The sequence below is a fragment of the Comamonas sp. 14P8.1.4 genome (assembly GCF_057799285.1).
Genome location: NZ_JBYOKN010000015.1, coordinates 1 through 15,689 on the forward strand (window position 1 = coordinate 1; position 15,689 = coordinate 15,689).

Here is a 15,689-nt window from a genome sequence, read left to right on the forward strand (position 1 = left end):
TGCGTGGATGGGGTGCGGCTTTTCTTGGGCATAAAAAAACGCCCCGAAGGGCGTTGGTGAAGTGGGCGGAAGTTCAACCTTGCGCCCATCTCTGTCTTTTACTTCTTCAGATCGAAGCGATCCAGTTCCATGACCTTGACCCAAGCGGCCACAAAGTCCTTGTAGAACTTTTGCTGGTTGCCCGCTTCGGCATACACCTCAGCCAGAGCGCGCAGGATGGCGTTGGAGCCAAAGACCAGGTCTACACGGCTGCCGGTCCACTTCTTGGCACCTGTCTTACGGCATACGCCTTCGTAGTCGCCGTTTTCCAGGGCTTTCCACTGTGTGCCCATGTCCAGCAGGTTGACGAAGAAGTCGTTCGTCAACTTGCCAGGTGCCTGTGTCAGCACGCCCTTGTCGCTGCCATCGGTGTTGATGTTGATGGAGCGCAGGCCGCCGACCAGGACGGTCATCTCAGGGGCTGTCAGTGTCAGCAGCTGGGCCTTGTCGATCAGCAGGGCTTCCGCAGGGGCCGCAAACTTGGCCTTCAGGAAGTTGCGGAAACCGTCAGCCACAGGCTCGAGCACGTCGAACGATGCTGCATCAGTTTGTTCGGCGGATGCGTCAGTACGGCCGGGTTGGAACGGCACAGTGATCTGCACGCCTGCATCCGCCGCAGCCTTTTCGATACCCACACCGCCCGCCAGCACGATCAGGTCTGCCAACGAGATCTTGAAGTCAGCACGGATGCTCTCCAGCTTCTCCAGCACCTTGGCCAGTTGCGCAGGGTTGTTGGCAGCCCAGTCCTTTTGAGGGGCCAGGCGAATGCGGGCACCGTTGGCGCCGCCGCGCTTGTCAGAGCCGCGGAACGTCGAGGCAGATGCCCAGGCAGTACCCACCAGCTCTTGCACGGTCAAGCCCGAAGCCAGCAGCTTGGCCTTGATGGCATCGATCTCTGCTTGGCCCACGGGTGCGTAGAACGGTGCAGGAATGGGATCTTGCCAGATCAGCTCTTCCTTGGGCGCTTCAGGGCCCAGGTAACGGGCACGTGGACCCATGTCGCGGTGGGTCAGCTTGAACCAGGCGCGGGCAAAGGCTTCGGCAAAGGCCTGTGGGTTTTCCAGGAAGCGGCGCGAAATCTTCTCGTAGGCTGGGTCCACGCGCAGGGCGATGTCCGAGGTCAGCATCGTCGGCTTGCGCTTGGCACCACCCGCATCGGGTGCGGGGATCACGTCACCGGCATCCTTGGCTACCCATTGAATGGCGCCTGCGGGGCTCGTGGTCTTTTCCCACTCGAAACCGAACAGGTTTTCAAAGAAGAAATTGCTCCACTGGGTGGGGGTTTGCGTCCAGGTCACTTCCAGTCCGGAGGTGATGGCATCCTTGCCGTGGCCGGAGCCAAAGCTACTCTTCCAGCCCAGGCCTTGGGATTCCAGGGCATCGGCTTCAGGGTCGGCTCCCACGTGGCTGGCTGGGCCGGCACCGTGTGTCTTGCCGAAGGTGTGGCCACCAGCAATCAAGGCCACCGTTTCTTCGTCGTCCATCGCCATGCGGGCGAAGGTGTCGCGAATGTCATGGGCCGACGATTGGGGGTCACCATTGCCGTCCGGACCTTCGGGGTTCACGTAGATCAGACCCATCTGCACCGCGGCCAAGGGGTTGTCCAGATCGCGCTCACCGCTGTAGCGGCTGTTGGGGTTGTTGGTAGGGGCCAGCCATTCTTTTTCAGAGCCCCAGTACACGTCTTGGTCGGGTTCCCAGGTATCCGCACGGCCACCGGCAAAGCCGAAGGTGCGGAAGCCCATGGTTTCCAGTGCCACGTTGCCAGTCAGCACCAGCAGGTCAGCCCAGGAGATTTTGTTGCCGTATTTTTGCTTGATGGGCCACAGCAGGCGGCGCGACTTGTCGATATTGACATTGTCAGGCCAGCTGTTCAGGGGGGCAAAACGCTGCTGACCACGGCCTGCACCACCACGGCCGTCCTGCATGCGGTAGGTACCGGCAGAGTGCCAAGCCATGCGGATGAACTGAGGGCCATAGTGGCCAAAGTCAGCAGGCCACCAGTCTTGGGAATCGGTCATCAAGGCGCGCAGGTCACGCTTGAGGGCTTCGTAGTCCAACTTTTTGAATTCTTCGGCGTAGTTGAAGTCTTCGCCCATGGGGTTGCTTTTGGCGGAGTGCTGATTGAGCAAATCCACGCGCAGCTGGTTGGGCCACCAGTCACGGTTGGTGGTGCCACCACCCTTGGCAGCAGTGCCGGAGTTTTGGCCTTGGTGGAAAGGGCACTTGGATTCTGTAGTCATGCGTGATCTCCGTTGTTACGTGACCTGTTGGGACAGGCTCGGGGGGCGAAAATATCAATAAATTATTGATATTGGAAGCTTTAATCGATAGCTTTATGCAATCGATTGATGAATTATGCAGTACGAATGCCGTGCAGGGGGCCTTTTGCGGTATTGAAATTTCTTAGCTGGGCCATAGACAAAACCTCAGACAGATCAGGAGGGGGCATACGCCACGCACGATGTGCTGCACATGTGCACCAGACCAGTCTAGAGCGCCTGTTTTCTGCAGGCAAGCGCACTACATCAAACACGCAGCTTGAACGAGCCAATGGCAGTTGTGCCTGAGGATTTCCCCGACGCAGGTGTTTCCACGGGGCAGTGCCTGCATGGGGGGCAGTTGCAGCCTGGGTCTGCGTGTTGGGCACATGGCTATGGCCATGGGGATCACCATCATGCGGTCAGCAGCTTGTGCACCAAATCGGCAGTGGTGAGGGCGTCGTACTTGCGCATCAGCCGTGCGCGGTAAATTTCTACCGTGCGGTGGCTGATCAGCAGGGCGCGACCAATTTCTTTGGACGTCAGCCCTTCGAGCAAACGTGCGGCAACTTCCCGCTCACGCCCTGTCAGCGTGGCTTTGACGGGGCGTTGCTCGCTCATGTCTTCAAAGCTCCAGATGCCCGCTGCATGCGGGTTCTCGCGGTCCAGTGCGCGCCCGCTGACATGGCACCAAAAAGCTTCTCCGCTGCCGCGCTTCATGATGCGGTTGTCGGAGTAAGTGCCTCTGGCGTTGAGAATGGGCGCCATGCGTGCACCCTGGCGCTCATATTCATCGGCAGTGGGGTAGAGCAGCTGAAACGATTGCCCCACCAGCAATTCGCGGGAGATGCCAAACATTTCGCAGACCCGCTGGTTGCAGTCCACCATGATGCGGTTGCGTGAAATCACCAGCCCCACGGGCGCGAGGTCAAAGGCAAGGCGGTGATCAAGCTCCATGGTGCAACTCTCTAAGAAATACTACGTATGCTGCTACGTAGTATCGTATGAAGCAGTGATCGCAAACAAGGAGACAACGTGAAAAAACTCTATCCTTCCGCGCAAGCTGCCTTGCAGGGCGTGGTGGCGGATGGCCAACTGCTGGCCGTTGGCGGCTTTGGTCTGTGTGGCATTCCCGAAGCGCTGATCGATGCATTGCGCGACAGCGGTGTCAAGCAGCTGACCGTGGTGTCGAACAATGCGGGGGTGGATGGTTTTGGTCTGGGCAAGCTCCTGGAGACGCGCCAGATCAAGAAGATGATTTCGTCTTACGTGGGTGAAAACAAGGAATTCGAGCGCCAGTACCTGGCAGGCGAGCTGGAGCTGGAATTTACCCCGCAAGGCACGCTGGCCGAGAAGCTGCGCGCAGGGGGCGCTGGCATTCCGGCATTTTTTACCAAGACGGGCGTGGGCACTCTGGTGGCAGAAGGCAAGGAGCTGCGCGAGTTTGATGGCGAAACCTACGTGATGGAACGTGCCATCGTTACCGACGTTTCGCTGGTCAAGGCGCACCGCGCGGACAAAAGCGGCAATCTGCAATTTCGCCTGACGGCGCGCAACTTCAATCCGGCGGCTGCGACAGCTGGCAAGGTGTGCATTGTGGAAGTGGAAGAGATCGTGGAAGTCGGTGAGATTGCGCCGGACGACATCCATCTGCCTGGCATCTATGTGCACCGCATCGTGCACAACCCGCATCCGGAAAAGCGCATTGAAAAGCGCACCATCACCGAGACAAAGACCGAGAAAGCAGGAGCTTGATATGCCTTGGACGCAAGATCAAATGGCCGCGCGTGCGGCGCAAGAGCTGGAAGATGGCTTCTACGTGAATCTGGGCATTGGCATTCCCACGCTGGTGGCCAACCACACGGGAAGCAAAGAGGTGTGGCTGCAGTCTGAAAACGGCATGCTGGGCATTGGCCCTTTCCCCACCGAAGCGCAGGTGGATGCTGATTTGATCAATGCGGGCAAGCAGACGGTGACCACGATTGCGGGCTCCTCCATCTTTGGCAGCGACCAGTCGTTTGCCATGATTCGCGGCGGCAAGATCAATCTGTCCATTCTGGGCGCCATGCAGGTGTCCGAAAAAGGCGATCTGGCCAACTGGATGATCCCCGGCAAGATGGTCAAGGGCATGGGCGGTGCCATGGACCTGGTGGCGGGCGTCAAGCGCGTGATCGTGCTGATGGAGCACGTTGCCAAGAAAAAAGATGGCACCACCGACTTGAAGATCCTGCCCAACTGCAGCCTGCCGCTGACCGGTGTGGGCGTGGTAGACCGCATCATCACCGACCTGGGCGTGATGGATGTGACCCCGCAGGGCCTGCAATTGGTGGAGCTGGCCGATGGCGTGAGCTTTGAAGAGATTCAGCGCCAAACTGGCGTCACGCTGCTGCGTTAAGACCACAACCCCAGCGCATAGGCATCCAGCCCGCCATTTGGCCGGCTTTTTTGCAGCCAGCATCCACTAATATCAGCATTGTTACCACTTTATTACAGAGCATGGATTCGCAGACCGCTGAGGCAGCAGACACCGTTTTGGACAGCGCATCGTTAATCAACGACCCGCATTACTTGCAGGCCGTCTCCAAAATGGCCGACGCACAAACGGTGACGACGGGTGGCGCCATCTACTCCGCCAGCGGGCTGAAGCTGCTGGACACCGGGGTGCGTGTGGACCACCACCTGTATGAGCGCCTCAAGCAACACCGCCTGTCAACGCCCATTGAAGAGCTGCTGCAGGCCCAGAACGTGGTGGATATTCCCAGCCTGGAAGCGCAGGTCATGCTGCTGTCTGGCTCCACGCTGCTGGGGCAGCAGCTGTCTGCGCACCTGGGGGCGCAGCACTACATGCTGCTGGAGGTGCTGCGGCACATGCCGTGGCCGCAGCAGGCCAGTTTCAAGATGACGGTGATGCGCCATGAGCTGCCTGAGCTGTTTGAGCACAGCGTGCTGATGATGATGTCTGCCGTGTTTCTGGCCGTCAAACAGCGCCTGTCGATGCCCGACTGCGCAGAGCTGGCCGCTGCCGCACTGCTGCACGATGTGGGCATGCTCTACATGCCGCCAAGCTGGAAGAACGTGCGCCACAAGCTCACGGCGCCAGAGCGCAAGCAGCTGGCGGCGCACAGCATCACCGGCATGCTGGTGGTGCGCGAGGCCGGCGTGTATTCGCAGCGCGTGGAAGCGGCGGTGCTGGAGCACCATGAGCGCCTGGATGGCAGCGGCTACCCGCGCCACGCCAAGGGCGAGGCCATCTCGCCTTGGGGGCGCATTTTGATGCTGGCCGAAGTGATTTCGGCCTTCTACAGCAAGTTCACGGATATGCCGGCGCAGCGCCTGTCCCTCATGCTGCGCATGAACCACCGCCGTTTTGATGCAGCGCTGACGCCGCACGTTTACGCGCTGCTGGCCAACGATGCGGGCCCCGTGGGGACAGCGGCGCACACCAGCGCCGAGGTGCGCGAAGTGATTGCCACCTTGGGCGCTGTCATGCAGCACTGGGAGCTGTGCAAACGCAAATTTCCCCAGGGCTGGCAAGCGCTGCCCGGGGCTGACGCGGCCCATTACGTGGATGCGCGATTGCAGGGCTTGGAGAAAGCGCTGGCCGAATCTGGCTCTCACCCGCGCCAGCAGGCCGACTGGCTGCAGATGTTTGAGGATGACGCCAGCAGCATGGCCGAGCTGGTGCTGATCAACAAAGAAGCCCTGTGGCAAGCCGACAGCTGTGTGGATGCCTGCGTGCGCCAGTGGCCGCAGTTGTTGACGCCCGCCAATGCGCTGCAAGAAGCGGTGGCGGACTGGCTGGTCAACTGCCGCACGGTGCTGGGCGCGCACGCTGCGGCACAGTGAGTGCGGGGTGTGGCGCAGATCGGTCCCAGTGGGGTGGGGGCGCACAGCAGTAGGCGCGGGGTCGCGGTAGCCTTGCTTTTTTTATAGCTGCTAGCGCTGGCCCAATCGTCATTTCAGCGTCTTTTGTACCGCATGTTAAGAAAGAACATGCGCAAGCTGCTCTTGTTTTGTTGTCATCGCACTGACACAAGCACCGCTTAAGCTGGTGCCTGCCCACACACAATGAAACATGCAGCACAGCCGCAGCGGCGGCGCACAGACGCTGTGGTGTCACAGCGGAAAGGACAGTTTGATGGAACACCACCACCTTCAGCGCACCACCGTAGAGCGCTTTACCTTTGTCTCGAACGCGCAGCACGCAGATGGCGCCGGGTTTGTCTCGCAGCTGAGCATTGACAGCGGGGAGGGCAATGCCCGCAGCCAGCGCTTTTTCACCTTCAGCCCAGTATTTGAGACGGCGGAATGCGCCATTGCCTACGCGCAGGAGCAGGCGCGCCACTGGATGCAGCACAAAGCCTTGGCATAGGCGCGGTGCACGACGCGTGCCCCAGGCCTGCGTTGGCGTACTGCACCATGCCCATGAAGAAAGCCCTTGGCCATCAGGACAAGGGCTTTCTTCATGGGCACAAGAGCCAGCCCGGCGCGCAGCGCTCAGACCACTGCGTATCAGGCAACTGCGTGTATCAGGCCACGTGCACCTGGGCCGCACCAGCGGCCATGTGGCCCACCACGCAGGCGTCGGCAAAGCCACCACTGCGGAAAATAGCCAGCACCTGGTCCACCGTCTCGGGGGTGCACGACACCAGCAAACCGCCGGAAGTCTGTGGATCCGTCAGCAGCGCGCGCTGGGTATCGGTCACTGAATCGGCCAGCGCAATCGCATCGCCGTACGAGGCCCAGTTGCGGCCTGATGCGCCAGTGAACACGCCTTGCTCGGCCAGCGCCATCACACCGGGCAGCACGGGCAGGGCGGCTACATCCAGGTGTGCACTCAGCTGGGCACCGCGTGCCAGCTCTAGGCTGTGGCCCAGCAGGCCAAAGCCTGTCACATCGGTTAAGGCATGCACGCCGTCCAGCTTGGACAGCTCGGCACCAGGGCGGTTGAGCTGGGTGGTGGCCTGCACCATCGATTGGTAACCTGCATCATCCAGCAGGTTCTTTTTGAGGGCGGCCGACAAAATGCCCACGCCCAGGGGTTTGCCCAGAATCAGCACATCGCCAGCCTTGGCATCGGCGTTGCGCTTCATGTGCTTGGGGTTGACGATGCCAATGCCCACCAGGCCGTAGATCGGCTCCACCGAGTCGATGGAATGGCCCCCCGCCAGCGGAATGCCCGCCTCCTGGCAGACGGAGGCACCACCTTCCAGGATGGCCGCAATAGTCTCGTGCGGCAGCACATTGATGGGCATGCCCACAATCGCCAGTGCCATCAGTGGCGTGCCGCCCATGGCGTAAATGTCGCTGAGCGCATTGGTCGCTGCAATGCGGCCAAAGTCACGTGGATCATCCACGATGGGCATGAAGAAGTCGGTGGTGGCAACAATGGCCTGCTCATCGTTGATGCGGTAGACGGCGGCGTCATCGGCCGTTTCTGTGCCCACCAGCAAATTGGGGAAAAACTGCTTGGGCAAGGTGCTCTGACCAATCAGCTTGGCCAGCACGCCGGGAGCAATCTTGCAGCCACAGCCACCGCCGTGGGACAGTGAAGTGAGGCGAGGGACGCTGGCGGTGGTGTCAGAAGCTTGTGTCATGGTGATTCAATGGCTGCACGCAGCACTGAAAGTGGCTTGCACAGAGAAATAGGAATGGGCGATATTGTGCGCCAGTTGCGGCCTAGCATGGCGGATGCGGTTATGGACGCTGCATGAGTCCACAACCGTAAACCCGGGCATCACACCAAATCAATGGAAACGGGGTGCACTGGAGGCCGCGGTGGCGCAGCTTAGCGCAAGTCAAATGTACTGCGCTGCACATTGCCACCATCATCGATCCAGCCATACTCCAGCGTGCCGGGCAGCTCCAACGCGCGCGGAGACACAAGCGGTACATCCCGCTGCGTAAAGGGCGCAATCAGCTGGGCAGGCAACAGTGGCTGTGCCGTTGGGCGCTGCTGGACACCGGTCAGGGTGATGAAATAGGGGCTGGGGTTGATGATTCTGAGGGTTTCGGGGGCTGTGGTGTTGGCTTTAAACATGAGCTGGCGCGCTCCAGTGTCGCTTTCATTACGCAGTGCATGGGGGCGGTAGAAGACTTTCATTTGGGTGCGCAGTGTCACGGTCAGCTGTGCCGCAGTGGTGTCCGTGGGCTGGGGCGGAATCTCATAGATGTTGAGCCAGTAGAGGGATTCGCGATCAGGCGGCACCGTGTCGCCGGTGGGAATAAAGCGCAGGCTGCGTTGCTCGCCAGGTGCCATGCGGAAGATGGGCGGCAGCGGAAGCAAAGGGCCCTGGGCATTGGAAGGGTCAGCAGCCAGTGCACCGTCGTCTACCCAGACCTGCGTGAGTACGGGATAGGGATTCTGGTTGACCAGCAGCAAGGAAGCTTCTCGATCTGCTTCGTGAAACACCACGCGCGTGCGCTCGGCAGTGACACCTGCAATGGCTGTGGGGGCGAGCAGAAGGGCACAGGCCGCCATGGTTGCTGCCCAAAGCTGCTTATTGCACACGGATGACCACTTCTGCGGTGGCCTGGACTTTGCCCGCTGTGACCGGTGGCTGTGTGCCTCTGTCGAGTTTTTCCAAGCGGGCGCGAAATACTTCACGGTATTGATCGATGCCGTTACTGCTGTCCACCTTGTTGGAGGCCGGCCCGACCACAGGGTACCAGCCCTTGGCATTGGCTGCCGAGCTGCCCAGAGCCGAATTTTCGTTTTGCAGCAGATGGATGGGGCTGCCATCGCGCAGTATCCGTATGCCAACGCCGCCTGCAGTGCCTGGGGTGCCGTAGTTGTCTGCGACCAAGTGGCTCAGGCCACCTTCGGCGTTGGCCAAGCCCAGCGTGTTGGCTGCACTTTGCGCACCAGCTGATGCCTTGATACCCATGGCGGTGCCATTGATCGCGACGCTGGAGGCAGCTCCGGATTGGCAGCGGAAGCTCACTTCAAATGCAGCTTCGTGGTTGGCCCCGTTTTGGATTTCTCCCACGGAGATAGAAGAAAACGTCACCTGGGGGGTGACATTGTTCACCGTGCACGTGGGGTAGCGTTTGAGGGTTACCCGGTTGTACAGACCAATAGCGCCGGGCCAATTAGTGTGGAAACCGCTCCAGTTGCCATTGTGGGTTTGGCCCACATTGGGGTAGGAAAGCCCAGGCCCTTTGATGGCGATATAGGCTGCGGGCTGGCTGTAGGCATACAGCTGCGAAGGGGTGTTGGGTGAGTAGTAACGCGTGTTCTCCAGCGGTGCGCTGAAAAGCTCCGCCCTCACAGCGCTGAGGTTTTTTGCTTTCACCAGCTGAAAACCACGGGAATCGATATCAAGGTTGGTGAGACGGCGCTCGCGCCAGATATCGGTAAAGAACTGCCCAGTTTCCATGTGGGTCAAGCGAAGCAGCACGTTGGGCCATGCAGTGCGATAGGCTGCCTGTAGTCCAATGGAGTTGCCCACCGCGTCGCCGCCTGCGTACCAGCCGCTGAACTGGTTGTCTGCATTGGTGGAAAACATCTCATACACGGCATCGCCTGCGGCACAGCGGAAGAAGACCCTCTCGGGGTCATACCCCGCAGAAAACCCATACATGGCAAGTGGCGCCACGGAGCTGGCAATCAAGGTGGGGTAGGGCTGAAAGCTGGGGTCGCTGACGTTGATGACAGTCGGCAAGCCCAATGAGCCGTTGCAGGTGTCACAAGCTCCGCTCCAGCTCGATGCGGTGCCTTCACCGGGACGAATCTGGTTGTTGCTGGTGGTGGTGGTACTTCCAACGCTGGTGACTTTGTAGCAAGTCGCCCATGTGGGCAGGGTGAGCAGTGCAGCTGCCAGCCCGAAACACCAGGATAAATGTAGGCGTCGTGACATAAATCAATCCTTGGTCAACCGCCGGTGGTGGTGGGTGCACAGATGGCCTCCAGCCGGATCAGCCGCTGGGGTTTCCTGTCTTTAAGGGCGTAGGGCAGCTGGCAGTGTTCATGGGGGGCATGGCCCCACTGCACACGCAAGAGCGCACTTTTGACATCGGTGCGCACATAGATTTGCCCGCCTTGACCGACGATGCCAATGTTGGTCCCATCGGCATTGAGAACGTTGGCGCCCAGTGGCACAGGGCTGCCATCTTCAAGACGTGCAGTGAACAGCAAGGCTTGGCCGAAGGAGGTTTGGAAGGGCACATGCACGACAGCACCCGCGTAAGGGGCAACCTTGCGTTCAGACTCGATCAGTTCAGCATGGTCGCTGATGCCTCTGGAATCCAAACTGATGGGGTTGTAACGGTAGGGAGTCAGCGAAGGGGCCAGTGCAAAGCCATTGGCATTGACTTGGGCACCTTGACCGCCGCGTACGGTAGCGCCCGCAGCGCCTTTGGCTTCCACCAGCGCAAACGTATCGCCTACATAGGGCCCTAAAGTCACGTCTCCCCGGTGAGCGACCAGTGCGCCGCGCACACTGGCATTCATTTGCTGGTAGTTTTTGCCGGATGCATAGCCCCCCCCCAGGGTGGCATAGGGCAGGCGCTGTTGCACGGTGCTGCTCCAGCTGGTTCCCAGGCCATCGCTGTCATGGTTGGCGTTGATGCCATAACTGGTGGTTTGCTCTTTGCCTAGGGTTCCATTCAAGCTGGCTTGGTAGAGCGTTCCGGGCATATCGCCCGAATGGCTGGAGGCCGATGTGCTGAGTGTTGGCGCACGGCTGCTGTGCCCCAGCGGGATGGACACCGTGAGCATCACGGTATGGTTGCGGCGGCCGAGTGTGCCCTGTTCTGTCGGGCGCAAAGGGTCGTAAGGCAAAGGATTCCAGAGGGTGTCGTTCAGCTTGGTGTACGACAGGCTATAGCTAATGTTGCGATAAGTTCCCGTGTAGCCGAACTGCAGCTGCCGGTTGCGATTTTTGCCGCCGTAGTACGTACTGGTGGCACCGGAAAGGTACAAGCTGCCATAGTCTCCCAGACTTTGGCTAATCAAGAGCGTCAACTGATTGCGCTGCTTGTAGCTGGGAGAATTCCAGTCTTGCCCTCGGTGTCCATAAGCACGCGCCCCGAGCACATCCCCGAGTTCACGGTAGCCATCGGTGGAGTGGCGGTAACCGGCCAATGTCAATGTCGTGGCGGTGCTTTGAAAGGTTCGACTGTAATTGACGCCCACACGCCAGCCTTGTTTGCGCGTGTGATTCTCTCGAGTGCTGGAAAAGGTGGCATTCAGGCCCCAGGCACCAATGCGGCTTGCCAAGACAGCGCCGCCGAGCATAGCCCAGTAATCCTGCGCAAGCTGAAGACCCGAGTTGAGCGTCAGCTGATTGCTGATGCCGCGCTGGTAGGTCATATCTGCGAACAGGTCATGGCTTGCCCCATAAATGCGGGCCTGACCCACTGCCAGGCTGTAGCGTGACAGGCCGGGCCGCATCGACTCGGGCACGGAGGAAAACGGCACTGTAAAAGTCGCCACGCTGCCATCTGCTTCAATCACTTGAACATCCAAATCGCCAGCATGGTTGGCACCGTAGAGGTCTTCAATCAGGAAGGGGCCAGGTGCAACTTGGGTCTCGTAGATTTTTTGCCCGTTTTGTTGGATGGCAACGCGTGCGTTGGTTTTGGCAACTCCCCGCACCCTTGGTGCATAACTGCGTTGGGATTCAGGCAACATTCGATCATCTGATGACAGTCGCAATCCCCGGTAGCCCATGCTAGAAAAAAGGTGCCCCTCTGTGTAGTTGTCTCCCAAGGTCAGCTCACTGCGCCACTTCGGTAATGCGCGCTGTGCATAGGTGCGGATGGCATTCCAACTGGTGGAGGTGTGCTGTGCGTAGCGTGAGTGGTTAAAACTGGACTGGTGCCTGAGGCGCCAGAGGCCAAAATTAATGCCTGTGTTCAGGCCGACGAAAGCATAGTCGGAGTGCCCGGACAATGCACCGCCGTAGCGCGCGCTGTACATGCTGGCGTCGTAGTTGGCAAACAGCATGGTGTTACCTGCATCCCAGGCCTCTGGGCTGACATAGCCGCGGGGGCGGATGTGCAATGCAGCTTGCGGAATCTGCAGGTCCAGCCGCAGTCTGGCGATGTCCAGCTTGTAGGCGGAGCCCGGCAGGCGCTCCTGTAAAGTTCGGCAGCTGTCTGCAGGCAGGGTCGGGCTGGAATCGGGTTTGGCGCCTATGCGCTGTGTGAGAAATAACTCCTTAAAGCAGGGGCCGATGGTGTGGGAGGGGGCTTGTTCCCTAAACTCCACCGCGTCGCGGGTGATGTAGTCGCCGTTGACGTAAAGATCGACGAAATAAGTGCCTTCATCGATTTGATCTGGGTTGTTAAATCGCGCAAGTTGGCCGTTGCCCAAACGCGAGCCCATCAGCAACTTGCTGTCGAATTGATAGCCTGTCTCAGTGGGGGCTGGTGCAGCGAAACTGTGCAGCGGCAACAGGGTGCAAGCTGCCGCACATAAACAACGCAAAGTCTGTACAGATACGACGGAGTGGTTATGGCGCCAGCACATCTCAGGGGCGCAGCGTTTTCAGAAGCTCTACACGAGCTCCGTAGTCGTTGATCAACTGGGCGCGTAATTTGACCGGGTTGTCTGCAATGTCTGCAGCGCTTTCCAGCAGCCAGCGCGCTTTGGCGCCTGGGGCCACCATCTCTGCTTTCAACGGAATCTCTTGGGTGTTAGTTACCAGGAACGCGCTACCAAACGAAGCGAAGTAGCCCGTTGGGTTCTCCACTTCGACGACCCATCTGGACGTTTCTTGCTTGAGCTGAAAGCGCAGATTTTGGGGTAATTCTTCTGGAGCCCCGGCAATGTCTGCGGGCCGATAAAAGAGTTTTAAGCGGTTTCGCAGCATTAAAAGCATCTGATTATTTTTAGAATGTGCGGCATTTCGTGGTGGTATTTGTAAAATGTTCAGATGAAACAAGGACTCACGATCTTGGGGGAGCGTCTGATCCCCAGTGTAGATAATCCTCAAGTTCTGACCGGTTCCCGCTTCCATACGAAATATGGGCGGAGTGATAAAAAATGGTGTTTTTACAAGCTCAGGTGATTTGTCAATTTCATCCTGATCAATCCAAGATTGAACAATGTTGGGGAATTCGTCCTGATTGGTCAGTCTCACCGTTTTTTCTCGATCACCTCCGTTGTAGATGACACGTGTTCCAGTGACCACCACACTGCCTTGGGCAGAAATGCTGATCAATAAAAAACAAATACCTAAAGAAAAGTATTTTTTAAAACGTAAAGCGCTGAACATTTTGAAATTTAGATAAATTTTTTACAAGCACTTCTTTGTTATTAATTATTTTGAAGTGCTAGAAAACTATTCGTACCGAACGGTATAGGTCACTGCACCCAGTACGGGACCTGTAGTCACAGCCATGTCTTCGGAAACGTATTGCACTGCATACTCATAGGTGGTGCTGCTCTCTTGCGCAGGCAAAATAATATCGCCGACTGGGACTGGCCCGCCCCCGATGAGAGACACGGCATCACCACTTGGCGCATGCAGGAGCTGGAGAGCCACACCTTCGGCGCCACCTGATGCAGTGTTACGAAGGTTGCCGCTAGGGGTGGCGTTGGGGGCCTGAAAGAGAACTGTGAAAGTTTCGTCAACACTTGGGGCAACACAGTTCGTAAGCTGTAAAGTGAATGTCGTTTCTCCCGCTACTTTACCTACCTGGCCTTGTAGCGCACCTACAGTGACACTGGGCAGTACCACGGTCGGATCCGCTTTGCCATCAATTACTGCCTCGCAAGTTTGGTCAGTTACTTCTCCATTAAATACAATCGTATTTGCGGAGAGTGCTGGAAAAGCTGTAACCAGCAGCCCGGACATTAATATTTTTTTTAAATTTATCTTTGAATTTGAATTGAATGGCATATAAAATCCTTGTATTTTGGTGAGTGAATGTTTAATTAATTGATTATAAATAATATTATTTGCTGCCTCCATTTTTGTAGTTGCTGAATCTATTTTTTCACTTTTAAATTAAAGCGTATCTTTTTGAAAAAAATAAGTCAACGGAACATTGGTTAATGATTGAATCAATGCGTAAATCATTTTGATGTAGGTCTAATTAACGATATTTATCTTTATAATTCTTCGGGGAGAGTTGTTGGAAATGTTATTTTTTGTCAAATGGTTAAATATATTTAACTTTTTATTTGATGTTAATAAGGTCTTTGTTGTAAATAAAACTGTTTGCAGTGATTTATAAAAAACCAGCCGTGGCTGGGCCAAGATTGCCTCTGAGTGCAGTCAAGCTCAATATGGCTGTCTGGATGTGCAGTTCTTTGAATTCGTGCACAGAGTTTCGGGGCATTGCACGTAAGCCCATCTGTTTAATAGAGCTCACTTTGGTTTTCACCAAATTTCATCAGTAGTTAGTCACACCAATGTTCCCTAATACCTGCCCAATTGCCAGCACGCGGCAACTACTACATTGCGATGCTTAAAGGCAATCCCGCTATGGATCCGTTCGCTCTTTCGGATCGGAATGACCGATGTGCTGTACTGCCGTGCTCCCGTTTCAGGGGGCTGCATGTCGTACGCCATCCCCTATGAGGCTTTCCAGCGTTCCTTTTTCGGTAACGGCTGTAGTAAGCCTGGTAGCGCAGAACCATCGTTCACATTTCTGTAAGTCACAGATGGCTCGAATCTGCCATGTTTTCGCATCAATGTATGTCAATGGCACCGGCGTTCAGCCCCATGCTTTATGCATTTCCACTTGCCTAGGCCTAAGAAATTGATTTCCGCCAAGTCCAGCAGTAATCACAGGCCCGCTTGGCTATGGGTGTGGGGAAACTGAGCATTTAGATTGAGTTATCGTCTGCGCAATTTGCGAAAGTCTGGTGCTGGCCACGCAAGACCACGTAGTTGCAGCACAGGTTGAACCAAGACCGTGGTTCATTTGAGTGCCAGGACAAGCAGGTTCTCTGGAACGCCAAATACCCGAGAACTCAGGGCTTGGCTCCCGTTTGTCTTTTAAAGCGGCAAACCAAGACCAGTGTTTATTCAGCCAGATTAATAACGAGCCACGAGATTTAAGTGCGGCAGTTGTCCTGCTTCCATTTGATCGTGTGGCAGCAGGGTTTAGAGTCCAAGTTGCATGTGGCAATGCCTACAACAGGCGGTGCGCCAAAGACCATTGTGATATCGATGCGATCTTCACCGGGACACTGAAGGCCGCTGGGTCACTTGGATGTAGCACTGGATGCATCACCTGCACAATAAAAAAGCCTTGGTCAGTTGTGACCAAGGCTTGGTATGTGGCGGAAAGCAGCTGGAGTCGAACCAACCCGAGAGTGGCTAACACCCTCCACCGGGTTTGAAGCCCGGCCGCACCACCGGGCACGATTGCCTTCCTAAGAAGATGGTGCCCATTGTATCGCTGCGCACGAGCGGTGCTGCGGCAATGGGG

The 15,689-nt window shown here is 57.3% G+C and carries 12 protein-coding genes and 1 tRNA gene; 4 read left to right on the top strand and 9 right to left on the bottom strand.

Annotated elements, in window-relative coordinates:
* Positions 1-98: 98 nt before the first annotated feature.
* Both katG and AC27VO_RS15260 read right to left on the bottom strand, forming a co-directional pair.
* Positions 99-2,282, bottom strand: coding sequence for a catalase/peroxidase HPI (gene katG / locus AC27VO_RS15255; RefSeq protein ID WP_488667570.1), 2,184 nt, complete (start codon positions 2,280-2,282; stop codon positions 99-101).
* Positions 2,283-2,714: 432 nt separating this feature from the next.
* A complete protein-coding gene (locus AC27VO_RS15260; RefSeq protein WP_488667571.1) occupies positions 2,715-3,257 on the bottom strand; it encodes a LuxR C-terminal-related transcriptional regulator in 543 nt (180 codons plus the stop codon).
* A gap of 78 nt (positions 3,258-3,335) precedes the next feature.
* Here AC27VO_RS15260 and AC27VO_RS15265 point away from each other — a divergent pair, with 78 nt between their 5' ends.
* From AC27VO_RS15265 to AC27VO_RS15280, 4 genes are all read left to right on the top strand, one after another.
* Positions 3,336-4,055 (top strand): CoA transferase subunit A, encoded by a 720-nt coding sequence (locus AC27VO_RS15265; RefSeq protein ID WP_488667572.1) that lies wholly within the window; start codon positions 3,336-3,338, stop codon positions 4,053-4,055.
* Position 4,056: 1 nt separating this feature from the next.
* Complete coding sequence (locus AC27VO_RS15270) at positions 4,057-4,695, top strand: 3-oxoacid CoA-transferase subunit B (RefSeq protein WP_488667573.1); 639 nt, start codon at positions 4,057-4,059, stop codon at positions 4,693-4,695.
* A 101-nt stretch (positions 4,696-4,796) separates the two neighbouring features.
* Entirely contained in the window at positions 4,797-6,146 is a 1,350-nt protein-coding gene (locus tag AC27VO_RS15275) for an HD-GYP domain-containing protein (RefSeq protein ID WP_488667574.1), read from the top strand.
* A 292-nt stretch (positions 6,147-6,438) separates the two neighbouring features.
* Entirely contained in the window at positions 6,439-6,672 is a 234-nt protein-coding gene (locus tag AC27VO_RS15280; RefSeq protein WP_488667575.1) for a DUF6566 family protein, read from the top strand.
* A gap of 157 nt (positions 6,673-6,829) precedes the next feature.
* Here the strand turns inward: AC27VO_RS15280 and selD are convergent, their stop codons facing one another.
* From selD to AC27VO_RS15315, 7 genes are all read right to left on the bottom strand, one after another.
* Positions 6,830-7,897 (bottom strand): selenide, water dikinase SelD, encoded by a 1,068-nt coding sequence (gene selD / locus AC27VO_RS15285; protein WP_488667576.1) that lies wholly within the window; start codon positions 7,895-7,897, stop codon positions 6,830-6,832.
* Between the two features lie 191 nt (positions 7,898-8,088).
* Positions 8,089-8,781 carry a fimbrial biogenesis chaperone gene (locus tag AC27VO_RS15290; RefSeq protein ID WP_488667577.1) on the bottom strand — a complete coding sequence of 231 codons (693 nt, stop codon included), beginning with the start codon at positions 8,779-8,781 and terminating at the stop codon, positions 8,089-8,091.
* 19 nt (positions 8,782-8,800) lie between these two features.
* On the bottom strand, positions 8,801-10,159 hold the full coding sequence (locus AC27VO_RS15295) for a fimbrial protein (protein ID WP_488667578.1): 1,359 nt from the start codon (positions 10,157-10,159) through the stop codon (positions 8,801-8,803).
* A gap of 14 nt (positions 10,160-10,173) precedes the next feature.
* Positions 10,174-12,774, bottom strand: a complete 2,601-nt coding sequence (locus AC27VO_RS15300) for a fimbria/pilus outer membrane usher protein (RefSeq protein ID WP_488667579.1) — start codon at positions 12,772-12,774, stop codon at positions 10,174-10,176.
* Between the two features lies 1 nt (position 12,775).
* Complete coding sequence (locus AC27VO_RS15305) at positions 12,776-13,522, bottom strand: fimbrial biogenesis chaperone (RefSeq protein WP_488667580.1); 747 nt, start codon at positions 13,520-13,522, stop codon at positions 12,776-12,778.
* 66 nt (positions 13,523-13,588) lie between these two features.
* Positions 13,589-14,221 (bottom strand): fimbrial protein, encoded by a 633-nt coding sequence (locus tag AC27VO_RS15310; protein ID WP_488667581.1) that lies wholly within the window; start codon positions 14,219-14,221, stop codon positions 13,589-13,591.
* A gap of 1,317 nt (positions 14,222-15,538) precedes the next feature.
* Positions 15,539-15,634, bottom strand: a tRNA-Sec gene (locus AC27VO_RS15315).
* Positions 15,635-15,689: the final 55 nt, after the last annotated feature.